This is a genomic window from Haemophilus parainfluenzae (assembly GCF_036288925.1).
Taxonomy (GTDB): domain Bacteria; phylum Pseudomonadota; class Gammaproteobacteria; order Enterobacterales; family Pasteurellaceae; genus Haemophilus_D.
In genome coordinates this window covers 1376938-1398551 of sequence record NZ_CP127167.1, presented here as the reverse complement: position 1 = coordinate 1398551, position 21614 = coordinate 1376938, and the positions used below count along the sequence as shown (strand labels likewise).

Below are 21614 nucleotides of genomic sequence, written 5' to 3'. Positions count from 1 at the left end.
CAATGTCAATTAAAACAACGCTAAAATTAACCGCACTTTCAGCCCTAACCGCCCTCGCGTACACTTCTCACGCACAGGCTGAAGGAAAACTCACTGTTTATTGCAGCGTACAAAACGTTGTATGCGAAAAAGTCACGCAAGCCTTTAGTAAAAAATACAATGTAGATACACAATTTGTACGTAATAGTACAGGCGTCGTATTAGGCAAAATTAAAGCTGAAAAAGAAAACCCACAAGCTGACTTCTGGTTTGGTGGCACAATTGAACCCCATCTTCAAGCTGCAGAATTAGGCTTACTTGAATCCTATCGCTCCCCATTACAAAAAGACATCATGCCGCAGTTTAAATCTTTAATGGAGCAACGCGGCAATTTCACCTCTGCAATTTACTTAATGGAACTTGGCATTGGGGTCAATACTAAAAAATTAAAAGAATTGAATATTCCTGCACCAAAATGTTATGCAGATCTACTAAAACCTGAATATCAAGGGCAAATTCAATATCCGGATCCACGTGTTTCCGGCACGGGTTACTCACTTATCAGTACTTTTTCCACATTATGGGGAGAAGAAAAAGCCTTTGATTATCTGAAAAAACTAGAACCCAATCTCATGCAACATACCAAAACAGGCCTAGCAAGCAATTATTTGGCTAACGGTACCGTGGCGATTGATTTAGGTTTTATGCTGGTTTACCCGCGTGAGAAGAAAAATGGTGCGCCAGTTGAAGGCATTTTACCATGCGAAGGCGTAGGCTATTCTTTAGGCGGGGCAAGCATCATTAAAGGATCGAGAAACCTTGATAATGCCAAACTGTTTATGGATTTCGTGCTAAGCAAAGAAGCACAAGAAATTCCGTGGAAAGAATCAGACTCTTATCAACTTCCAACCAATATCCATGCAGAACCTGCACCTGGTTTCTTACCAGCTAGCAAATTAAAATTGGTGGATATTGATTTTATGAAATTTGGTACAGATCAAGAAGGCAAACGCCTTACCCAACGTTGGGTTGCTGAAGTACTCTTAGAGGGTAAATCGCCAAAAGAATAACAGAAATACACAAAGTGCGATCAAAAATTATGATATTTTGACCGCACTTGTTTTCAACATATGAAACTAAACTAAAACCAACCGCTCTTTCCCTGCATAGATATTCGCTTTTCCAGGGCGAGCAAAGCCGATAAGGGAGAGATTGTGTTGTTCGGCCATATTGACAGCAAGATCTGTTGCGGCAGAAATCGCGACAAGTAATTCGATACCACAAGCCACCGATTTTTGCACCATTTCATAACTGGCTCGACTTGAAACAAGGATGAATCCCTGAGGTTGGTTCTGTTTAGCATGCCAACCGATTAATTTATCTAGCGCTACATGCCGCCCGACATCCTCTCGAATCGCCAGTAAATGACCAGATAAATCAAAAAAGGCGGCTGCATGCGTTGCTCCCGTTTCTTTTCCGAGTGCTTGATTAGCTTGTAATTGTTCTAAACAGCCATCTAATAAATTTAAATTAAACTGGAAAGTATGGTCTAATTTCGGCAATTTTTTATAGACTTGTGAGATTTGTTCTGTGCCGCAAATACCACATCCTGTTCTTCCCGTTAAAGTACGACGATGATCTTTTAATGCCACAAATTGACGGCTAGATAATTCAATTTGTACTTCAATGCCATTGCATACTTCCACCACATCAATACCATAAATGTCTGCTTTTTTCTCAATAATACCTTCTGCGAGTGAAAAACCTAAAGCAAAATCCTCTAAATCTTGCGGAGAGCACATCATGACGGTATGTGCAATACCATTATAGACAAGAGATACGGGGACTTCAGCAGCTAAATTATCTTGTTTTTCGCAACAAAGTGCGGTCTGATTTTCTGATGTTTTTTTAAAGAAACTGATCGTTTTTTGAATTACCCAGTGCATGATGTTATTCCAATAAAATGGCCTCATCAAAAATGTTACGTTTTCTTAACAAATAACGTTCATTTTGTGATCTAGCTCAATTTTTTAAGCCACTATAACAAGGATTGATTATAGCTTTTCGGTTAAAAAATAGTTAAAATTATCTCCGTTTAAATTGGTCATTGTTATAACCGATTTAATGGCTGATACGTTATTTTAACGAAATCAAATAAATTATCTATACGAATTTATACTATCAAAATATCTTAACGGTTCGCCGTTATGAAGGAGTGATTATGCAGGTCTCTAGACGTAAGTTCTTTAAGATCTGTGCAGGTGGTATGGCGGGGACGTCTGCGGCAATGTTGGGGTTTGCCCCTTCATCGGTTTTGGCAGCGCCACGCGAATATAAACTATTACGAGCATTTGAATCTCGTAACACCTGTACATATTGTGCTGTAAGCTGTGGTATGTTGTTATATAGCACAGGTAAACCTTACGATTCCTTAAGTAGCCATACAGGCACCAATACCCGTTCTAAATTATTCCACCTTGAAGGTGACCCAGACCATCCGGTAAGCCGTGGGGCATTATGTCCTAAAGGTGCTGGCGCGTTGGACTATGTTAATAGTGAAAGCCGTGCATTATACCCTGAATACCGCGCACCGGGTTCTGACAAATGGGTTCGTCTTTCTTGGGAAGAAGCAATCAAACGCATTTCTCGTTTACTTAAAGATGACCGTGATGCTAACTTTGTTGAAAAAGATGCAAGTGGCAAAACCGTTAACCGTTGGACATCTACAGGTATTATGACCGCCTCCGCCATGAGCAACGAGGCCGCACTTCTTACTCATAAATGGGTGCGGATGTTGGGCATGGTGCCGATGTGTAACCAAGCGAATACTTGACACGGACCAACGGTAGCAAGTCTTGCTCCATCATTTGGTCGCGGTGCCATGACAAATAACTGGGTTGACATCAAAAACGCCAATCTTATTATTGTTCAAGGTGGTAACCCTGCTGAAGCTCACCCTGTTGGCTTCCGTTGGGCGATCGAAGCGAAGAAAAACGGTGCGAAAATCATCGTGGTTGACCCTCGCTTTAACCGTACAGCTTCTGTCGCTGACCTTCACGCACCAATTCGTTCCGGTTCTGATATCGCATTCTTAATGGGTGTGATCCGTTACCTATTGGAAACCAATCAAATCCAACACGAATACGTTAAATACTATACCAATGCTTCATTCTTAGTTGATGAAGGCTTCAAATTTGAAGATGGTTTATTCGTAGGTTTTGATGAAGAAAAACACACTTACGATAAATCTAAATGGAATTACCAATTTGATGAAAATGGTAATGCTAAACGTGATATGACCTTACAAGATCCACGTTGTGTGATTAATATCTTGAAAGATCACGTTTCTCGCTATACGCCAGAAATGGTTGAACGTATTACCGGTGTTAAGCAAAAACTCTTCTTACAAATCTGTGAAGAAATTGGTAAAACCTCTGCACCGAATAAAACCATGACGCACTTATATGCGTTAGGCTTTACTGAGCACACAATCGGTACACAAAACATTCGCTCAATGGCGATGATCCAATTACTCTTAGGTAATATGGGTATGCCAGGTGGCGGTATCAATGCATTACGTGGACACTCAAACGTACAAGGTACAACAGATATGGGCTTGTTGCCGATGTCTTTACCGGGCTATATGCGTTTGCCAAATGATAAAGATACCTCTTATGAGCAGTACATCAACGCGATTACACCAAAAGATATCGTACCAAACCAAGTGAACTACTATCGTAATACGTCGAAATTCTTCGTGAGTATGATGAAAACGTTCTATGGTGATAAAGCCACCAAAGAAAATGGTTGGGGCTTCGATTTCTTACCAAAAGCAGATCGCTTATACGACCCTATCACTCATGTGAAGTTAATGAATGATGGCAAACTAAACGGTTGGATCTTACAAGGTTTCAACGTATTAAACTCATTACCGAACAAAAACAAAACTGTTGCGGGTATGAGTAAATTGAAATTCTTAATCGTGATGGATCCGCTTCAAACTGAATCTTCTGAATTCTGGAAAAACTTTGGTGAATCAAACAATGTAACTCCAGCAGATATTCAAACTGAAGTATTCCGTTTACCAACCACCTGTTTTGCTGAAGAAGATGGTTCGATTGCTAACTCTGGTCGTTGGGCTCAATGGCACTGGAAAGGCTGTGATCAACCAGGTGAAGCATTACCGGATGTTGAAATTCTTTCTATGATTCGTGAAGAGATGCACCGTCTTTACCAAAAAGAAGGTGGTCGTGGTATCGAATCTTTCGAAGCAATGACTTGGAACTATGCTCAACCACATTCACCAAGTTCTGTAGAGTTAGCGAAAGAATTAAACGGCTACGCGCTTGCTGATCTTCTCGATGCTGATGGCAACGTCATGTATAAAAAAGGTCAATTACTTAACGGATTCGCTCACTTACGTGATGATGGTACAACCTCTGCAGGTAACTGGATCTATGTGGGTCAATGGACTGAAAAAGGTAACCAAACCGCAAACCGTGACAACTCTGACCCATCAGGTTTAGGTTGTACATTAGGTTGGGGCTTCGCATGGCCAGCAAACCGTCGTATCCTTTATAGCCGTGCTTCACTTGATATTAACGGTAACCCTTGGGATAAACACCGTCAATTAATCAAATGGAACGGTAAAAACTGGAACTGGTTAGATGTCGCTGACTATGGTACACAGCCACCAGGTTCTGACGCAGGTCCATTTATTATGTCTGCGGAAGGTGTGGGCCGTCTATTCGCTGTAGATAAAATTGCGAATGGTCCTATGCCTGAGCACTATGAACCAATTGAAAGTCCGATTGACACTAACCCACTACATCCAAGTGTCGTCTCTGATCCGACTGTTCGTATTTACAAAGAAGACCGTGAATTTATCGGTTCAAACAAAGACTTCCCTTATGTGGCAACGACTTATCGTTTGACCGAGCACTTCCACAGTTGGACAGCTCAATCTGCGTTAAATATCATCGCTCAACCACAACAATTCGTGGAAATTGGTGAGAAATTAGCAGCAGAAAAAGGCATCCAAAAAGGTGATATGGTGAAAATTACTTCTCGCCGTGGCTACATTAAAGCCGTTGCAGTGGTAACAAAACGTTTGAAAGATTTAGAAGTCGACGGACGTACCGTACATCACGTGGGTATTCCAATTCACTGGAATATGAAAGCCTTAAATGGTAAAGGTAATCGTGGTTTCTCCACCAACACCTTAACACCATCTTGGGGTGAAGCAGTCACTCAAACACCAGAATATAAAACATTCTTGGTAAACATTGAGAAAGCGGAGGCATAATATGGCAGGAAGTGGTCAAGGCGTTCAATCGCAAGACATTATCAAGGTCTCCGCTACGTCTGGTTTAACACCAGCACCTCAAGCGCGTGATCATAAAGTTGAAGTAGCAAAATTAATCGATGTATCCACCTGTATCGGTTGTAAAGCCTGTCAGGTGGGCTGTTCAGAGTGGAATGACATCCGTTCTGATGTTAATGCTCAATGTGTGGGGATCTACGATAACCCAGTAGATCTTAATGCAAAAGCATGGACGGTAATGCGCTTTAACGAAGTTGAAGAAAATGATCGTTTAGAATGGTTAATCCGTAAAGATGGTTGTATGCACTGTTCAGAACCAGGCTGTTTAAAAGCTTGTCCTGCACCAGGCGCAATTATCCAATATGCGAACGGTATCGTGGATTTCCAATCTGATAAATGTATCGGTTGTGGTTACTGTATCGCAGGTTGTCCGTTCAACATTCCACGTATGAACCCAGAAGACAACCGCGTGTACAAATGTACCCTTTGTGTAGATCGTGTTTCTGTGGGCCAAGAACCGGCTTGCGTGAAAACCTGTCCAACCGGTGCAATTCGTTTCGGTTCTAAAGAAGAGATGAAACTCTACGCAGAACAACGTGTTGCTGACTTAAAATCACGTGGTTACGAAAACGCAGGTATCTACGACCCTGAAGGCGTAGGTGGTACTCACGTAATGTATGTATTACACCATGCGGATAAACCTGAGCTTTATTCTGGTCTTCCAAAAGATCCAAAAGTTGACCTCACCGTCACCCTTTGGAAAGATGTATTGAAACCAGTAGCGGCTGTAGCAATGGGTGGTCTAGCACTTGCTGAAATCGCTCACTACTTAGCTGTGGGTCCAAACGTTGAAGAAGACGTAGAAGATCATCACCATGAATTTGAAGAAGAAGATAAAAAAGGGGGCAAAGATGAGTAAGATTGAGATTAGCAATGATACTCGAATCATTCGTCATAGAACGCCTGCTCGTTTTAGCCACTGGTTACTCGTAATCTGCTTCTTTATGACGATGTTCACTGGTGTGGCATTCTTCTTCCCAGATTTTGCGTGGTTAACTGAAATTTTAGGTACTCCGCAACTGGCTCGAGCAATTCACCCGTTCACCGGTATCATTATGTTCGTAGCCTTTATTTTCCTTGGCTATCTTTACTGGGATCACAATATTCCAGAGAAAAACGATATCCGCTGGTTAAAAGGCATGCTTGAAGTATTGAAAGGAAATGAACACGCTGTTGCTTATAACGGTAAGTATAACCTTGGTCAAAAAATGTTATTCTGGACATTGAACTTGGCGATGGTTACCTTGCTTGTAACAGGCATCATTATGTGGCGTCAATATTTCTCACACTACTTCTCTATCCCAGTGTTGCGTTTTGCGATTTTACTTCACTCACTAAGTGCATTCATGTTGTTCACCGGTATCTTGGTACACATGTACATGGCATTCTGGGTGAAAGGCTCCATTCGTGGTATCGTGGAAGGTTGGGTAACCGTTCGCTGGGCGAAAAAACACCACCCTAAATGGTATAACGACGAAGTACTTCCTAAGCTAGAAGAAGATCTTAAAAACGAAGCTGAAGGTAAAAAAGTAAAAACCAAAGCATTGTTCAAAGGTATCAATGGCTAAAATCAAAAAGTGCGGTTAAAATGACCGCACTTTTTCTTATCAATACTTAAGAGACTATTATGAGTATCAAAATCTTATCTGCAAACGAAATCAAACAAAAAACAAATTCATACGATATTCCGCCTGTGCTATTTGCTAACCCTAAAAATCTTTATCAACGTCGTGCAAAACGTTTAAGAGAATTAGCGAAAGATCATCCATTGGCTGATTATTTACTCTTTGCTGCAGATGTTGTGGAAAGCCAATTAAGCGTATTTGAAAAAAATCCATTAGAAAAACAGCATCTCGATAATTTAAATGAACTTGAACCGTTAAATACTCAAACATTTAAACGCTCAAGCATTTGGATTGAATATCTCAAAGAAATTTTACATACCATTAAACCAAAAGCAAACGAACAGGTTCTTGCTACGATTGAGAATCTTGAAAAAGCCTCTGATAAAGAACTTGAAGAAATGGCTAGCCATCTTTTAAGCCAAGAATTTAATTTGGTGAGCACCGATAAAGCTGTCTTTATCTGGGCGGCGCTTTCTCTTTATTGGCTACAACTGGCTCAACAAATTCCTCATAACAGCCGCCAAGAAGGCACAGATAACCTACATTACTGCCCTGTTTGTGGTTCTGCACCCGTGTCAAGTGTGGTGCATATCGGTACTTCACAAGGGTTACGCTATTTGCACTGCAATCTCTGTGAAAGTGAGTGGAATTTAGTGCGCGCACAATGTACAAACTGCAATGAGCACAAAAATCTTGAAATGTGGTCATTAAATGAAGAGCTTGCACTCATTCGTGCTGAAACCTGTGGTGATTGCCAAAGCTATTTAAAAATCATGTTCCAAGAAAAAGATCCAAATGTTGAAGCAGTAGCGGATGATTTAGCATCAATTTTCTTAGATATTGAAATGGAAGAAAAAGGCTTCGCACGCAGTGGATTAAATCCATTTGTATTCCCTGCAGAAGAAGTGTAATGTCTTATTTTTGAGATAAACAAAGTGCGATCAACATTGATCTGCACCCCAAAAGTTGGACTCAACAAACCAACAATTGAGGTGCAGATTTTTTATGGGTAAACACTACACAATCGAATTTAAATTACAAATTCTTCAACCTATTTTGAATGGAAAAATGAGTATTAGAGAAGCAGCTCGTTTTTACAATATTCCTTCCAACGCCCTAGTCGGGACATGGTTGAAACGGTTTGAAAAAAGTGGCATAAAGGGACTTATTCCCCGTAAACCATCAGGACGACCGCCTATGAAACCTAAATATGCCAGAATGCCACCGCCACCCAAAACTGAAGAAGACCGTTTACGCCTGAGAATTTTACAGCTTGAAGCGGAGGTAGCCTACCTAAAGGAGTTGAGAAGGCTCAGACTTCAGGACGAAGCCGAGCAACGGAAATTATCCAAAGGTTAAGAACACGCTATCCGTTAAAATGGCTTTTAGGCTTTGCACAGTTAGCGCGTAGTACGTTTTTTGCGAAACTTCAGATTAAACCGGATAAGGATGAGGAGCTGAAAAAGGCCATTAAACGCATCAAAGCCAATCATCCTGATTATGGCTACCGACGTGTTCATGCCAGCTTGCCAGGCGTGAATCATAAAAAAGTTCAACGTTTAATGCAGACACTTGGGCTTCAAGTGCGGTCAAGAAAAAGCAAGAAATTTACCACCTATCGAGGCACGATAGGGGTAATTGCACCGAATCATCTTGAACGCGATTTTAGTGCAACGGCCCCGAAACAAAAATGGGTGACAGATATCACCGAGTTTAAGGCGAAAGATGGGAGTAAAGTCTATTTATCTCCAATTTTAGACTTATTTAACAATGAGATAGTCTCCTATAATCTCAGCTATTCCCCAAATTGGGCGCAAGTAGAGGACATGTTAATGCAAGCCGTCAAAGGATTAAATAAAGCTTGTGGTGTCATTTTACATTCAGACCAGGGATGGCAATATCAAATGGTAGCTTATCGTCGAATTTTAGCTGAACATGGCATCATTCAAAGTATGTCGAGAAAAGGGAATTGCTTGGACAATGCCGCAATGGAAAGTTTCTTTGGGCGATTAAAAACGGAATGTTTTTATGGTCGGGAATTTAAAACAAAAGAAGAGATAGTTGATGCTGTCAGAGATTATTTGGATTACTATAACCACCGACGGATTCAACTAAAATTAAAAGGACTGAGTCCGATACAATATCGAAAACAATCCTTTAAATAACAGTCTAACTTTTTGGGGTCAGATCACATTGACCGCACTTTTGCATTCTAGAGATAACATGCCATCACGACAGCATTTTCTCGTCCACCATCTGGTTTGGGATAATAATTCTTACGAATATCAACCTCATTAAACCCTAACTTTTCATAAAGGAAACGAGCGGGATTCGATTCACGCACTTCAAGCCAAAGCGTTTGAATACCTTTCTCTCTAAGCTTATCCATTAAACCTTGCAATAAAAACGAACCGTAGCCCTTTCCTTGTTGAGCGGGGTCAATCGCAATATTAAATAATGTGGCTTCATCTAATACCGTGTGGCAAATAGCAAAACCCAGCATTTTCTCCTTTTCCACTAATTTCAAATTGAGATAACGCTCGCCGACATTATTTTTCAATGTTCCCAATGACCAAGGCACAATATGTGCTGCTTGTTCAATTTCATATAAGCGATCCATATCGCATTCTTCAATAGGAAAAAGAGAAGGCATCATGATTAAATTTGTTGGATTTGTTGCCAAAGCTCACGCTTAGCTTGGCTATTTTGCTGGAATTGTTGCCAATCAACAGAGCGATAAACACGCTCTGCATTTAAGCAATAAGGCAAAGTGCGGTCGATTTCATCAGCATTTTCAGCCAATAACCAATACCGCACAGAATGCTGTAAAGTGATATGTTGAATTTGATCAAAATTCAAGCAAAGGCAATCTTCTTTTTTGAGCTCTAGCGCAAGTCGAACATCTGCAAAAAGTGGTGAACTCGAGAGATTATCATTAGTCACCACAATAAATTTCACTTGTTCAGACACACTCACACCAACCGCCCCTTGCAATACTTCGGGGCGATAGAGCTGCCAACGGGTTATCCCCATTTCATTTAAAAGAAGATTGCGTCTATCCATAGATTAACGAGCGATAGTATCTAGCGGATAATCTCTTAAACCTTTAACAATCGCTTTTTCTTGCGCATCTGTTGGTTTTTCTTGATACGCTTTTAAGCTACGGAAAGAAAGAATGTTTTTCGCTTGATAAATCACGGCGATAAAACGTTGGAAATCTTTACCATCACAAGCATAGTAAACATCTGAAGCGTTACCAATTGTTTTTAACTCACATACTTTTTTGTTTGCATCAAGATATTTTGTCGTTAATGCCGGAACATGAGAAACATCTTTTAAATAATAGGTTTCGCTCATAATGAATTTACGATTGCTACGATCTACATTCGCTGCTCCACTTAAGAAACGCGGATCTTCTGATTTATCAAAGGCTTTCGTTTGTTTATAGAATTTCTCACCGTTGAATGTGACTTCTTGGTTACCTTTTTTAATGCGCTCAAACTGCGCATCTAAGCTTTGCGCTTGTGCAGCAGGTAATTCAACTTTTGAGCTTGTTGTTGGTAAGGTTGAAGTTTTTTGTTTGCTACCTTGAAGTTGTTCGATTAATTGACAGCCAGACAATAAACTTGCCATTGCGACTGCGGTGATGATTTTTTTCATAAATAATTCCTTAATAAATACGTTTAAATCGTTTTCTTTTGTTAGAATAACACGTAATTTTAACCAATAAACCACAGGATTTAAAGCGTGATTTCTCTCGAAAGCGAAGTTTTACAACGCCATCTTCCCCTTTTTAGCGGTAAATCAATTCTTCTTGCCGGCGGCATTAATGATGATTTTCCTCAAATATTGCAAAAACATTGCCAATCTGTGCAGGTTTGGAGTTGGTATTTTGATTATGCCAAAACCCAAAGTGCGGTCAATTTTGAGGTTGAATTTCAGCCGCAATCTGATTTGATTATTTATTATTGGACGAAGAATAAACAAGAAGTGAATTTTCAGCTGATGCAACTACTCGCCAAAAGTAAAATTGGTCAAGAAGTGTTGATTATCGGTGAAAATCGTTGTGGCGTCCGTTCAGCTGAAAAATTGCTTGAACCTTATGGTGAAATTGGCAAAATCGACTCAGCGCGTCGTTGCGGTTTATACCATTTTTCCTTACAAAAACAACCGCACTTTGATCTTCAATCTTATTGGAAATGCTACCAAAATGATGCGTTAGGTGATCTCCGTATTTTCAGTTTGCCAGGTGTATTCAGTGCTAATGAACTTGATAGTGGCACGTCACTTCTACTTTCTACCTTAACGTCACCAATTCAAGGCAAAGTGTTAGATATTGGTTGTGGGGCGGGTGTCATTGGTTCCATGATCAAAAAACATCATCCTAAAGCGGATGTTACAATGACTGATATTCATGCAATGGCAATTCAATCTGCTCGTCAAACGCTTGCTGAAAATCAGCTTGAAGGTCAGGTTATCGCAAGCGATATTTTTTCCCATATTGAAGGGAAATTTAATCTGATTATTTCAAACCCGCCTTTCCACGATGGAATCGACACTGCTTATCGTGCGGTGAAAGAACTTATTCAACAGGCTAAATGGCATTTAACGGCAGGTGGAGAACTGCGTATCGTAGCTAATGCATTTCTTCCCTATCCCGATTTATTAGCACAACATTTCGGGAAATTTGAAGTCCTTGCTCAAACCACCAAATTTAAAGTGTATTCCGTGAGAAATTAAGGAGAAAACAATGTTTGTAACCAGTTCAGCCATTCAAAATGGTGCCTTTGAAGATAAATATGGCAAACGCGGCACACAATTTAGCCCAAATGGTATGCCAACCTACTCTATCCCGTTTGAAATTCATGATGCACCTCAAGGTACTAAATCCTTTGCAGTTGTCTTAGAAGATAAAGACGCAATTACTGCAAGTGGCTTTGTGTGGATTCATTGGCTTATTGCAGATCTTGAACGTACAGTTATTCAAGAAAATGAAAGCCAAACTGCAACAGATTATGTGCAAGGTGCAAACACTTGGGCGAGTAAATTAGGTCAATTTGATATTGAAGAAGCCTCATTCTATGGCGGTATGGCACCACCAAACTGTTTACATCGTTACGAGCTTATTGTGTATGCGCTCGATACTAAACTAAACCTCAAACCAGGATTCCGTTTTAATGATCTACATTTTGCGATGCAAGGGCATATTTTAGATCAAGCTGTGGTAATAGGCACCTATGATGTTTAATCATTTATAGATCATCCTAAAAATGCCATAAAAAATGACCGCACTTCGATAAAGTGCGGTCATTTATTTTGAGGGTTTATAATGTGATTTTATTTGATGAATCTTTTACTAATTTCGCATGCGCTTTTTTCTGCTCTTTCATTTTCGCGCTCACTTCTCGACGTTGAGTAGAAAGATCCGCATTACGAATATTATAGTCATCAACACGGCCTTCATAGTCATCACGCATATTTTCGATAATCGCACGAACATCTTCAATGCTCATATCATCATGAATATATTGATTTAAGTTATCTAACAATAAGACACGTTTTTGGTTATCACGAATTTTGCGGTTGTTGTCTTCTATGTCGCGTTTAAGTTTATTTTTTAAACGATATAAACGCACATACTCTAATACTTCTTGGAAGGATTTATTTACATTTCCCATGATTGACTCTCTAAAAATTAAAAAACAAACTCAACGTAATGTATCGTTTTTTTTTCTGTCCGTCAAAAGCTTAACGTAAAATTGATGGGTTAGATCAAAAAACACTGTGATTTAGTTGATTATCCTGTTTGGTAGTGGTAAAAATGAAGAATCTATTCAAAATAAAATAAGGAAACACAATGTCAAAAGTCTTTAATTTTAGTGCGGGTCCAGCCATGATTTTCCCTGAGGTCCTACAAAAAGCACAAGCTGAGCTCACTAACTGGCTTGATCAAGGTGTGTCTGTGATGGAAGTTAGCCACCGTGGCAAATATTTTATGGAATTGATTACTCAAGCAGAAAAAGATCTACGTGAGGTGTATCACATTCCAGATAACTATCGTGTGTTATTCCTACAAGGTGGAGCACGTGGTCAATTTGCGGCATTACCGATGAACTTAATCGGTGAGAAAGGCAAAGCACTTTACTTAAATAGCGGCCACTGGTCTGCAACTGCAGCGAAAGAAGCACGTAACTTTGCTGAAATTGATGAAATTACCATTGTGGAAAATGGTGATCACACACGCATTACTAATCTTGATTTCAGTGACATTGCGGAACAATACGATTACGTTCACTATTGTCCAAATGAAACCATCAGTGGTGTGGAAATTTTTGATGTACCAAATGTGGGTGATGCTATTCTCGTGGCAGATATGTCATCTAATATTCTTTCTCGTGAAATTGATATTAGCAAATTTGGTGTCATTTATGCGGGTGCGCAAAAAAATCTTGGTCCGGCAGGAATTACGCTTGTGATTATTCGCGATGATTTGATTGGTCATGCTCGCCAAGCTACCCCATCAATTTGGAATTATGCCACGCAGCGTGATGCGGATTCTATGATCAATACCCCACCAACATTTGCTTGGTATCTCTGTTCATTGGTCTTTAAACATATTCAAGCAATCGGCGGCTTAAAAGAAATTGCAAAACGTAACGCAGTGAAAGCACAAACCCTTTATGACTACATTGATAGCAGTAAACTCTATCGTAACGTCGTAGCTAAAGAAAACCGTTCAACCATGAATGTCACATTTGTGACAGGCAATCCTGAACTTGATGCTAAATTTGTCGCAGAATCTACCGCTGCCGGTCTTCAAGCCTTAAAAGGCCACAAAGTACTAGGTGGCATGCGTGCCTCTATCTATAATGCGATGCCATTAGAGGGTGTACAAGCGCTCATTGAATTCATGAAAAAATTTGAAGCTGAAAATAGCTAATTATCTGATTCATTAAACTCAACGTGCGGGCTGAAAGGCCCGCTCGTTTTTATAAGGAAAGCCTATGCAATACATCAACGTCGCCAATCAAGGCGTAAAATCTCTTTCGCCTTATCAAGCGGGAAAACCAATCGAAGAACTCGAACGCGAATTAGGCATTACTAATATCGTTAAACTTGCCTCAAATGAAAACCCTTTCGGTTTTCCTGAAAGTGCGAAAAAAGCCATTCAAGCCCAACTTGATCATTTAACTCGTTATCCTGATGCGAATGGTTTTGAACTTAAAGCGGCTATTGCAAAAAAATTTGGTGTGCAACCAAACCAAATCACCCTTGGCAATGGTTCTAACGATTTATTAGAGCTCTTTGCTCATACCTTTGCAGGTGAGCATGATGAAGTGATTTATTCACAATATGCTTTTATTGTTTACCCTTTAGTGACCAAAGCCATTAATGCCGTCGCAAAAGAAATTCCAGCTAAGAATTGGGGTCATGATTTAAACGGATTTTTGACCGCACTTTCAGATAAAACCAAGCTGATTTTTATTGCTAATCCAAACAATCCAACGGGGAATTTCTTAACGGAAGCAGAATTAGATGCTTTCTTGGCCAAAGTACCTGAAAATGTGATTGTGGTACTAGATGAAGCTTATACTGAATTTACTCATCCAAGCGAACGCGTTAATTCTTTTGCATTACTGGAAAAATACCCGAACCTTATCGTTTCTCGTTCTCTATCAAAAGCTTATGGATTGGCGGGGTTACGTATTGGCTACGCAGTCTCTAATTCTGAAATTGCAGATTTATTAAACCGTGTTCGTCAACCGTTTAACTGTAATAGTCTAGCTTTAACCAGTGCGGTTGCGGTGATGAACGATGATACTTTTATTGAAAAAGTAGCTGAGAATAATCGCCAAGAAATGAAACGTTATGAAGCCTTCTGTCAGCAATATGGTTTAGACTTTATTCCGTCTAAAGGTAACTTTATTACCATTAATTTTAAACAACCTGCCAAACCAATTTATGATACATTATTGCACGAAGGCATTATTGTTCGCCCGATTGTAGGTTATGGCATGCCAAATCACTTACGTATCAGCATTGGCTTGCCACAAGAAAATGACAAATTTTTTACTGCACTTAAAAAAGTGCTTAATTTAAGCAATAAAAAATAGGAGCTTTTATGACCCAAGTAACAATGATGGGTAATCCCATTGAAGTAAGCGGCAACTTTCCCCAAAAAGGAGAGAAAGTGACCGCACTTACACTCACCAATAAAGAACTCGCTGACGTCACGCTTGATACTTATGCAGGAAAACGCAAAGTTTTAAATATTTTTCCAAGTATTGATACAGGTGTATGTGCAACTTCGGTTCGCAAATTCAATCAACAAGCAGCTAATTTAAAAAATGCTGTGGTACTTTGCATTTCAGCTGATTTACCTTTTGCACAAACACGATTCTGCGGTGCAGAAGGTATTGGGAACGTAGAAACGCTTTCTACTTTCCGTCATAAAGAAGTCCATGAAAACTTAGGGGTAAACATCACAACAGGTCCAATCGCAGGTTTAACTGCTCGTTCAGTGATTGTCTTAGATGAAAACAATAACGTGTTATATAGTGAATTGGTGTCTGAAATTAAAGATGAGCCAAATTATGAAGCTGCGCTAGCCGCACTATAATGAATAAGGCGCTTTTTCATAAAAAGCGCCTTTTATTTATTCAGGAAAGATTTCATTCAATATCAATGCAATCCCATCATCATTATGCGAAGCGGTGACACGATTGGCGGCCCGTTTAATCTCATCCGGTGCATTGCCCATTGCCACGCCTAATCCCACGCTTTCTAGCATATCTAAATCGTTAAAGTTATCACCGAAAGCGACACATTCTTCCATCTTCACATGAAAGTAATCTTCGAGAAAACGTACTGCATTACCTTTTGTCGCCGATTTATGCATCACTTCAAGGAAATTCGCATGAGAACGGCAAATACTTAAATGTGGGAATTTCTCTTTCAAGATTTGCTCAATAGCAATCACTTCATCTGTTTCACCAATGATTTGAATTTTATGTGGAGAATAGACCGCACTTTCATCATAAGGATCAATCTGAATGCCTGTTACGCTACGCTCATAAATCACCCATTTATTATCCAAATCGCGAGCGACGCAATCATCATAAGTATAATAATTGACACCCAACGCAGGATGATCTGCTAATACTTGATTAATGGCTTGGATATCAGCGGAATCAATTTGTACCGAATAAATAGGTGTAGCTTTTTTATCTAAAATCAAGGCACCACTAAATGCCACAATGATGTTGTAATTTTCAATGAGTTTCGCATAAGGCCAAATACCCAGCGGTGAACGAGCAGAGATTGGTGTAAATGGAATACCTTGTTTGGTAATGCGTTGAAGTGCATCTAAGGTTTTAGGCGAAATTCGATGATCCGACGTTAATAAGGTACCATCAAAATCGCTGAATACGGCTTTATACATAATTGCTCCAAATCGTCATTATTTTTCGGAAAGGTAAGGATCGGCAAAGCCTAAACTCTGCATAATTTCAGTTTCTAAACTTTCCATTTCTTCGGCTTCATCATCTTCAATGTGATCGTAACCAAGTAAATGTAAGCTACCATGCACTATCATATGCGCCCAATGGGCCATTAAAGGCTTTTCTTGCTCGATAGCTTCGCGTTCTACTACCTGGCGACAAATCACCAAATCGCCCAACAGCGGTAATTCCACTTCGTCAGGACATTCAAAAGGGAAAGACAATACATTGGTTGGACGATCTTTACCACGATAAGTCAAATTCAAGTCATGACTTTCTGCTTCATCCACAATGCGTACCGTCATTTCCACATTATCACTTTCTGGTTGCACTGCGGCGGTTGCCCATTGCTGAATTTGCGCTTCTGATGGCAAGCCTTCTGTATTTTCACAGGCCAGTTGCAAATCGATAATCATATTGCCCATGCTATTCTCCTAAATTCGTTTCATTTTCTGACCGCACTTTTTGCTCACGTTCAGCTCGACGCTGCGCTGTGATTTCTTGACGGCGAATTTCATCTTGAGCTTCCCATTCTTCGTAAGCTTGCACCACTTTTGCTACCACAGGATGTCGCACAATATCTTTACTCTCAAAATAGTTAAAGCTTAGTTCTGACACTTTACTTAACACTTCCATAGCGTGGCGTAAACCCGATTTTGTGCTGCGCGGCAAATCGATTTGAGTCACATCCCCTGTAATCACGGCTTTAGAATTAAAACCAATACGGGTCAAAAACATTTTCATTTGTTCGACCGTCGTATTTTGGCTTTCATCTAAAATAATAAAGCTGTCATTGAGTGTGCGACCACGCATATAAGCCAATGGTGCGATTTCAATCACATTTCGCTCCATCAACTTTTGTACACGTTCAAAGCCAAGCATTTCAAATAACGCATCATAAAGCGGTCGTAAATAAGGTTCAATTTTTTGGCCTAAATCACCGGGCAGGAAACCTAATTTTTCGCCTGCCTCCACCGCAGGACGAGTCAGCAAAATGCGACGAATTTCTTGGCGTTCTAATGCCTCTACAGCCGCTGCGACGGCTAAAAAGGTTTTCCCTGTACCAGCAGGGCCAATCCCAAAACTAATATCGTGCGTAAGAATATTATGTAAATACTGAATTTGATTTTCACCACGCGGTTTAATCAAACCACGCTTGGTTTTAATTGTGGTGCTATAGACGTGATTTTCACTGCGTGACTCACTACCTTCTTGCGATAACATTCTGCTCTCTTGCAAGGCAATATGCACATTTTCCAAATCAAGTTCTTTCACTTTCCCTTTAATTGGTGCAGTCTCCACATATAATGTTTGGATTAATTTAACCGCACAATCAATTAATTGTTCATGGTGAGATTTTGGATTTTCATCATTTGATTTCACGGTAAAAGTGAAGTTATTGCGAGAAATATTGAGGTTAAATTCTTTTTCAATCAGTTTGATATTTTCATCGAATGCACCGCAAAGGGATTGCAGACGATCATTTTCTTGAGGTTCTAAGGTAAAAGTTGTCATTAAATTTCATTTTAGAATTGTTAATACTGTTTCCATTTTAGCCTAATTACGATGAATGTAAAACGGGCTTCACCAACTGATGAAGCCCGATAACTAAATTAAGGCAATTCAGGGAAAAGCATCTTAATTACATTCATTGTCAATCGTCGAGATTGTCCACTAAATGGGAAAATATGCATCATCATCATAGGATTAAAGTTTGCCTCAATCACACCCCACGAACGTAAACTCGGTTCTGCCGGCTGTTTCAAATCAGGAATGATTAAATCTACACCACAAACTGCCGCCCCCATTGCCTTGCTAATCCCTACCGCAATTTCTTTGTAACTGGCATGCATTTCATCCGTCATATCAATAGAATCACCGCCTGTACTAATATTAGAATTCGCACGTAATTGAACAAGTTGATCTTTTGCAGGAATAGAATTCACGGTTAATCCTTGCTCCTTAAGCTGCAACTGCTCAATATCTCCCAATGCAATTTTTTTCAATGGTGTACGACTGCCATCGCCCCGTAAAGGATGATCATTTTTAGCTGCAACTAATTCAGCAACGGTGTGTACACCATCTCCAATTACATTTGCAGGAACGCGTAATAAGACAGCTAACGTTTGATCACCCAACACAAAGAAACGATATTCGGTGCCAAGTAGATAATCTTCAACCATGATCTCTTTATCTTCACGGAAAGCAATTTCTACTGCTTTTGTAAAATCTTCTCTATTCGTTACACCCTGTTGGAAAATGCTGATCCCTAAACCAAAATTCGTTGATTTTGGCTTAATCACGACGGCTCGATTCTCAAAAAGTGGGAAATTTTCGACCGCACTTTTCACATCGGTAAATTCGATACTTTGCGGTACGTTAAAACCTGCTTTTGCTAACACTTTCTTCGTCACTACTTTATTTTCCATAATGAGTGGAGAAATATAGCTATCATGAGAAGTCATATTACCATTTTTCACATACTCCAAATGTTCGCCAAATTGAAGACTAATAAATTGATCACGTTCATCCAAAATCTCAATGTTTAATCCTTTTTGGATTGCATCAAACAATAACGCCTGTGTTGACAGTTCCATATTATCAAACGCACTTAATGCATAAAAACATTCAAAGGCTTTTGCTTTATTGGATTGCGCGATATCAGCCCCTAATTGTTGGTAACTGCCGACCTGTTCAATTGCCGAGACAACTTTTGCACAAAGCGTTTGGCTTGGATCAGCAAATTGTCCTAATTTGTCTTTAACAATGGTTTTAATCTCATCACTTACATTGAGTTGCTCAAGCATTTTAAGCATTTCAAGGAGGACTAATTCCCCTTCTACCGCATAAACACTTTGCTTTTTTGGATCTTCCCATGCCACTTCAGCAAGACGTGCTTTGCCTAATTTTACACCCTCTTGATCAGCGGTATCATCAAGCCATGCCATTAATAAAATAAAATAATGAATGAATTTCGCATCACTAAGTTCTATTCCGTAAGGTGCAAACGGATTGAGATCAAACAAGCGGAATTCCAAATATTGAATTCCATTTTTGAGTAAATCTCGCGCTTTTTTCGCACCGCGTAAACGTACGCTCGAGTAAAACTCTTTTTCAGCAATCAGATCACCTGATTTCACCCAGTGTTCTAACGTCTCAACATAGTCTTGCAAACTGTCATAAGAGACGTGGATCTTCGGATCATTCACATAACCATATTTTCCTGACCGTAAACTGCGCACATATTGATGCAATTTAAGGGGGGAATTACCTCTGAAATATTTTTCCTCTACCGTCGGTGTCGCAGAAAACAGATAAAGCAGAATCCATTGATAGCGTAAGAAGTTCTTCGCTATTTTTAGGTAAAAATCATTTCTAAAATCAACCGCACTTTGTGTTTCATTTTGCGCATAAAATAAGGCATCAATAAACTTAGGTTCAATCTGAAAATTATAATGAATACCACTGACCATTTGCTTGTATTTACCATAAGATTGAACTAAATGCTCACGATAAGCCACATCCTCTGAATTATCTAATTGAGCGACCTTAATCTGATCTTCCGGCGGTAAACCGGCTGGCATACTGAAAGGAAAAATAAATTCATTGTCGGGTAATGTTCGCAAGGTGACTTCATGAATTGCCGAGAGCCAACGTAATGTGTCCTCTAATTTTTTCATAGGCGGAGTCACCAGTTCCAACTGGCTTTCCGCAAAATCCGTTTGAATATAAGGATGAAAGCGACGATTACCAAAGGCTTTCGGATGTGGTGTTGTCACAATTGAGCCATTAGCATGTACACGTTGACTTTCCTTCTCTATGCCGAAAGAACCTTGTTGAAATAAGAGTTCCAAATGATGTTGCTTAATAATTTGCTGAATATTCATAGCCGTCCTTATTAGATATTTCTACTTCACATTATGTAAAAAAATCACTATAGAACAAAGGAAGAAAATGGAATGGGATATGAAATTTTGATATAAGAAAAAATACCTGATAATTATTTGCATTATCTATTTTAAGTGATTAGAATAGGGCAACTTTTATTTTCAGAAAATGGGCGATTTGCCCAATAACATAAGGAGTTTTCATGAAAATTAAGCACTTCCAAATTGCCGCACTAACTGGCTTAATGGCGTTTGCAGGATTCGCTTCTGCAGATATTACCGTTTACAACGGCCAACACAAAGAAGGTTCTCAAGCCGTTGCTGATGCATTTACAAAAGCAACGGGCATTAAAGTGACCTTAAACAGTGCGAAAAGCGATCAACTTGCAGGTCAATTAAAAGAAGAGGGCGATAAAACCCCTGCTGACGTATTCTTTTCTGAACAAACTGCACCTTTCGCTGCCCTGTCTGATGCAGGCTTATTAGAACCGCTTTCTGCAGATACTATTAAACAAACTGCACACAATGGCGTGCCTGTTGCACCGAAAAAAGACTGGGTCGCATTAAGCGGTCGTTCTCGTGTTGTGGTTTACGATCACACTAAATTATCTGAAAAAGACATGGAAAAATCCGTATTAGATTATGCAACACCAAAATGGAAAGATAAAATTGGTTACGTTCCAACTTCAGGCGCATTCTTAGAGCAAGTGGTTGCGATTACCAAATTGAAAGGTAAAGATGCCGCTCTTAAATGGTTAAAAGGCTTAAAAGAAAACGGTAAACTTTATGCGAAAAACAGCGTTGCTCTTCAAGCGGTTGAAAATGGTGAAGTACCCGCAGCGTTAATTAATAACTATTACTGGTATGCGATGGCAAAAGAAAAAGGTGCTGAAAACCTCAAAACTCGTCTTTACTTTATTCGTCATAAAGATCCTGGTGCGTTAGTAACTTATTCAGGGGCAGCTGTATTAAAAGGCTCTAAAAATAAAGAAGAAGCGAAAAAATTTGTCGATTTCTTAGCAAGTAAAGAAGGACAAGAAGCATTTGTTTCCGTACGTGCAGAATACCCACTTCGTACCGACGTAGTTTCTCCATTCAAAATGGAACCTTACTCAAAATTAGAAGCACCAGTTGTTTCAGCAACGACTTCTGAAGACAAAAACAATGCAAACAAACTTATTGAAGAAGCTGGCCTGAAATAATTTTTGATTTGCTATACAATATAGGGCGTGTAATACAC

22 protein-coding genes are annotated in these 21614 nt (G+C 39.6%); 13 read left to right on the top strand and 9 right to left on the bottom strand.

What is annotated here, in order from left to right:
* The first annotated feature begins 2 nt into the window (after positions 1 to 2).
* A complete protein-coding gene (locus tag QQS40_RS07210; RefSeq protein WP_049355974.1) occupies positions 3 to 1049 on the top strand; it encodes an ABC transporter substrate-binding protein in 1047 nt (348 codons plus the stop codon).
* Between the two features lie 66 nt (positions 1050 to 1115).
* Here the strand turns inward: QQS40_RS07210 and fdhD are convergent, their stop codons facing one another.
* Complete coding sequence (gene fdhD / locus QQS40_RS07205; protein ID WP_049355972.1) at positions 1116 to 1925, bottom strand: formate dehydrogenase accessory sulfurtransferase FdhD; 810 nt, start codon at positions 1923 to 1925, stop codon at positions 1116 to 1118.
* 275 nt (positions 1926 to 2200) lie between these two features.
* Here fdhD and fdnG point away from each other — a divergent pair, with 275 nt between their 5' ends.
* The 6 genes from fdnG to QQS40_RS07175 all read left to right on the top strand — a co-directional run bounded on the left by fdnG (position 2201) and on the right by QQS40_RS07175 (position 9152).
* Positions 2201 to 5284 (top strand): formate dehydrogenase-N subunit alpha, encoded by a 3084-nt coding sequence (fdnG, locus tag QQS40_RS07200; protein ID WP_329504578.1) that lies wholly within the window; start codon positions 2201 to 2203, stop codon positions 5282 to 5284.
* Position 5285: 1 nt separating this feature from the next.
* On the top strand, positions 5286 to 6221 hold the full coding sequence (gene fdxH / locus QQS40_RS07195) for a formate dehydrogenase subunit beta (RefSeq protein WP_049365401.1): 936 nt from the start codon (positions 5286 to 5288) through the stop codon (positions 6219 to 6221).
* A complete protein-coding gene (locus QQS40_RS07190; RefSeq protein ID WP_049355964.1) occupies positions 6214 to 6930 on the top strand; it encodes a formate dehydrogenase subunit gamma in 717 nt (238 codons plus the stop codon). Before fdxH ends, QQS40_RS07190 begins: the two co-directional genes overlap by 8 nt.
* Positions 6931 to 6989: 59 nt before the next feature.
* On the top strand, positions 6990 to 7898 hold the full coding sequence (fdhE, locus tag QQS40_RS07185; RefSeq protein ID WP_329504575.1) for a formate dehydrogenase accessory protein FdhE: 909 nt from the start codon (positions 6990 to 6992) through the stop codon (positions 7896 to 7898).
* A 94-nt stretch (positions 7899 to 7992) separates the two neighbouring features.
* Entirely contained in the window at positions 7993 to 8346 is a 354-nt protein-coding gene (locus tag QQS40_RS07180) for a helix-turn-helix domain-containing protein (protein WP_128787400.1), read from the top strand.
* Complete coding sequence (locus tag QQS40_RS07175) at positions 8331 to 9152, top strand: IS3 family transposase (protein WP_128787665.1); 822 nt, start codon at positions 8331 to 8333, stop codon at positions 9150 to 9152. The genes QQS40_RS07180 and QQS40_RS07175 overlap by 16 nt, the downstream gene beginning before the upstream one ends.
* A 47-nt stretch (positions 9153 to 9199) precedes the next feature.
* Here QQS40_RS07175 and rimI read toward each other — a convergent pair whose 3' ends face one another.
* Genes rimI through QQS40_RS07160 form a run of 3 tightly spaced genes read right to left on the bottom strand, consistent with a single transcriptional unit; the run spans position 9200 to position 10647 of the window.
* Complete coding sequence (gene rimI / locus QQS40_RS07170; protein WP_329506744.1) at positions 9200 to 9640, bottom strand: ribosomal protein S18-alanine N-acetyltransferase; 441 nt, start codon at positions 9638 to 9640, stop codon at positions 9200 to 9202.
* A gap of 5 nt (positions 9641 to 9645) precedes the next feature.
* Positions 9646 to 10050 carry a DNA polymerase III subunit psi gene (locus QQS40_RS07165; RefSeq protein ID WP_329504573.1) on the bottom strand — a complete coding sequence of 135 codons (405 nt, stop codon included), beginning with the start codon at positions 10048 to 10050 and terminating at the stop codon, positions 9646 to 9648.
* 3 nt (positions 10051 to 10053) lie between these two features.
* Entirely contained in the window at positions 10054 to 10647 is a 594-nt protein-coding gene (locus tag QQS40_RS07160; RefSeq protein ID WP_329504571.1) for a hypothetical protein, read from the bottom strand.
* Positions 10648 to 10734: 87 nt separating this feature from the next.
* Here QQS40_RS07160 and rsmC point away from each other — a divergent pair, with 87 nt between their 5' ends.
* Both rsmC and QQS40_RS07150 read left to right on the top strand, forming a co-directional pair.
* A complete protein-coding gene (gene rsmC / locus QQS40_RS07155; RefSeq protein WP_289901230.1) occupies positions 10735 to 11727 on the top strand; it encodes a 16S rRNA (guanine(1207)-N(2))-methyltransferase RsmC in 993 nt (330 codons plus the stop codon).
* Between the two features lie 10 nt (positions 11728 to 11737).
* Complete coding sequence (locus QQS40_RS07150) at positions 11738 to 12235, top strand: YbhB/YbcL family Raf kinase inhibitor-like protein (protein ID WP_049355953.1); 498 nt, start codon at positions 11738 to 11740, stop codon at positions 12233 to 12235.
* A gap of 76 nt (positions 12236 to 12311) precedes the next feature.
* On the opposite strand, the gene QQS40_RS07145 is transcribed toward QQS40_RS07150, so the two are convergent.
* Complete coding sequence (locus tag QQS40_RS07145) at positions 12312 to 12665, bottom strand: DUF496 family protein (protein ID WP_049355951.1); 354 nt, start codon at positions 12663 to 12665, stop codon at positions 12312 to 12314.
* A gap of 179 nt (positions 12666 to 12844) precedes the next feature.
* Between QQS40_RS07145 and serC the strand changes: the two genes are divergently transcribed.
* From serC to tpx, 3 genes are all read left to right on the top strand, one after another.
* Entirely contained in the window at positions 12845 to 13927 is a 1083-nt protein-coding gene (serC, locus tag QQS40_RS07140; protein WP_329504567.1) for a 3-phosphoserine/phosphohydroxythreonine transaminase, read from the top strand.
* A gap of 64 nt (positions 13928 to 13991) precedes the next feature.
* Positions 13992 to 15101: a histidinol-phosphate transaminase gene (hisC, locus tag QQS40_RS07135; protein WP_329504565.1), complete on the top strand. Its 1110-nt coding sequence runs from the start codon at positions 13992 to 13994 to the stop codon at positions 15099 to 15101.
* A gap of 8 nt (positions 15102 to 15109) precedes the next feature.
* Positions 15110 to 15607 carry a thiol peroxidase gene (tpx, locus tag QQS40_RS07130; RefSeq protein ID WP_289901234.1) on the top strand — a complete coding sequence of 166 codons (498 nt, stop codon included), beginning with the start codon at positions 15110 to 15112 and terminating at the stop codon, positions 15605 to 15607.
* Positions 15608 to 15643: 36 nt separating this feature from the next.
* Here tpx and QQS40_RS07125 read toward each other — a convergent pair whose 3' ends face one another.
* The 4 genes from QQS40_RS07125 to gshAB all read right to left on the bottom strand — a co-directional run bounded on the left by QQS40_RS07125 (position 15644) and on the right by gshAB (position 20374).
* Complete coding sequence (locus tag QQS40_RS07125; RefSeq protein WP_329504562.1) at positions 15644 to 16429, bottom strand: Cof-type HAD-IIB family hydrolase; 786 nt, start codon at positions 16427 to 16429, stop codon at positions 15644 to 15646.
* A gap of 18 nt (positions 16430 to 16447) precedes the next feature.
* A complete protein-coding gene (ybeY, locus tag QQS40_RS07120) occupies positions 16448 to 16912 on the bottom strand; it encodes an rRNA maturation RNase YbeY (protein ID WP_329504560.1) in 465 nt (154 codons plus the stop codon).
* A gap of 1 nt (position 16913) precedes the next feature.
* Positions 16914 to 18002: a PhoH family protein gene (locus tag QQS40_RS07115; RefSeq protein ID WP_049355940.1), complete on the bottom strand. Its 1089-nt coding sequence runs from the start codon at positions 18000 to 18002 to the stop codon at positions 16914 to 16916.
* Positions 18003 to 18100: 98 nt separating this feature from the next.
* Positions 18101 to 20374: a bifunctional glutamate--cysteine ligase GshA/glutathione synthetase GshB gene (gene gshAB, locus QQS40_RS07110; RefSeq protein ID WP_297568645.1), complete on the bottom strand. Its 2274-nt coding sequence runs from the start codon at positions 20372 to 20374 to the stop codon at positions 18101 to 18103.
* Positions 20375 to 20577: 203 nt separating this feature from the next.
* Here gshAB and QQS40_RS07105 point away from each other — a divergent pair, with 203 nt between their 5' ends.
* Positions 20578 to 21576, top strand: coding sequence for an iron ABC transporter substrate-binding protein (locus QQS40_RS07105; RefSeq protein ID WP_289901239.1), 999 nt, complete (start codon positions 20578 to 20580; stop codon positions 21574 to 21576).
* The last annotated feature ends 38 nt before the right edge of the window (positions 21577 to 21614 follow it).

Excerpts from the sequence above, each read along its gene's own strand:
- gshAB (WP_297568645.1), bottom strand. The coding sequence starts at position 20,374 with ATGAATATTCAGCAAATTATTAAGCAACATCATTTGGAACTCTTATTT.
- QQS40_RS07145 (WP_049355951.1), bottom strand. The coding sequence starts at position 12,665 with ATGGGAAATGTAAATAAATCCTTCCAAGAAGTATTAGAGTATGTGCGT.
- fdxH (WP_049365401.1), top strand. The coding sequence starts at position 5,286 with ATGGCAGGAAGTGGTCAAGGCGTTCAATCGCAAGACATTATCAAGGTC.
- QQS40_RS07165 (WP_329504573.1), bottom strand. The coding sequence starts at position 10,050 with ATGGATAGACGCAATCTTCTTTTAAATGAAATGGGGATAACCCGTTGG.
- rimI (WP_329506744.1), bottom strand. The coding sequence starts at position 9,640 with ATGCCTTCTCTTTTTCCTATTGAAGAATGCGATATGGATCGCTTATAT.
- QQS40_RS07190 (WP_049355964.1), top strand. The coding sequence starts at position 6,214 with ATGAGTAAGATTGAGATTAGCAATGATACTCGAATCATTCGTCATAGA.
- fdhE (WP_329504575.1), top strand. The coding sequence starts at position 6,990 with ATGAGTATCAAAATCTTATCTGCAAACGAAATCAAACAAAAAACAAAT.
- serC (WP_329504567.1), top strand. The coding sequence starts at position 12,845 with ATGTCAAAAGTCTTTAATTTTAGTGCGGGTCCAGCCATGATTTTCCCT.
- ybeY (WP_329504560.1), bottom strand. The coding sequence starts at position 16,912 with ATGGGCAATATGATTATCGATTTGCAACTGGCCTGTGAAAATACAGAA.
- QQS40_RS07125 (WP_329504562.1), bottom strand. The coding sequence starts at position 16,429 with ATGTATAAAGCCGTATTCAGCGATTTTGATGGTACCTTATTAACGTCG.
- QQS40_RS07180 (WP_128787400.1), top strand. The coding sequence starts at position 7,993 with ATGGGTAAACACTACACAATCGAATTTAAATTACAAATTCTTCAACCT.
- QQS40_RS07210 (WP_049355974.1), top strand. The coding sequence starts at position 3 with ATGTCAATTAAAACAACGCTAAAATTAACCGCACTTTCAGCCCTAACC.
- QQS40_RS07115 (WP_049355940.1), bottom strand. The coding sequence starts at position 18,002 with ATGACAACTTTTACCTTAGAACCTCAAGAAAATGATCGTCTGCAATCC.
- QQS40_RS07105 (WP_289901239.1), top strand. The coding sequence starts at position 20,578 with ATGAAAATTAAGCACTTCCAAATTGCCGCACTAACTGGCTTAATGGCG.
- QQS40_RS07160 (WP_329504571.1), bottom strand. The coding sequence starts at position 10,647 with ATGAAAAAAATCATCACCGCAGTCGCAATGGCAAGTTTATTGTCTGGC.
- tpx (WP_289901234.1), top strand. The coding sequence starts at position 15,110 with ATGACCCAAGTAACAATGATGGGTAATCCCATTGAAGTAAGCGGCAAC.
- fdhD (WP_049355972.1), bottom strand. The coding sequence starts at position 1,925 with ATGCACTGGGTAATTCAAAAAACGATCAGTTTCTTTAAAAAAACATCA.
- hisC (WP_329504565.1), top strand. The coding sequence starts at position 13,992 with ATGCAATACATCAACGTCGCCAATCAAGGCGTAAAATCTCTTTCGCCT.
- QQS40_RS07150 (WP_049355953.1), top strand. The coding sequence starts at position 11,738 with ATGTTTGTAACCAGTTCAGCCATTCAAAATGGTGCCTTTGAAGATAAA.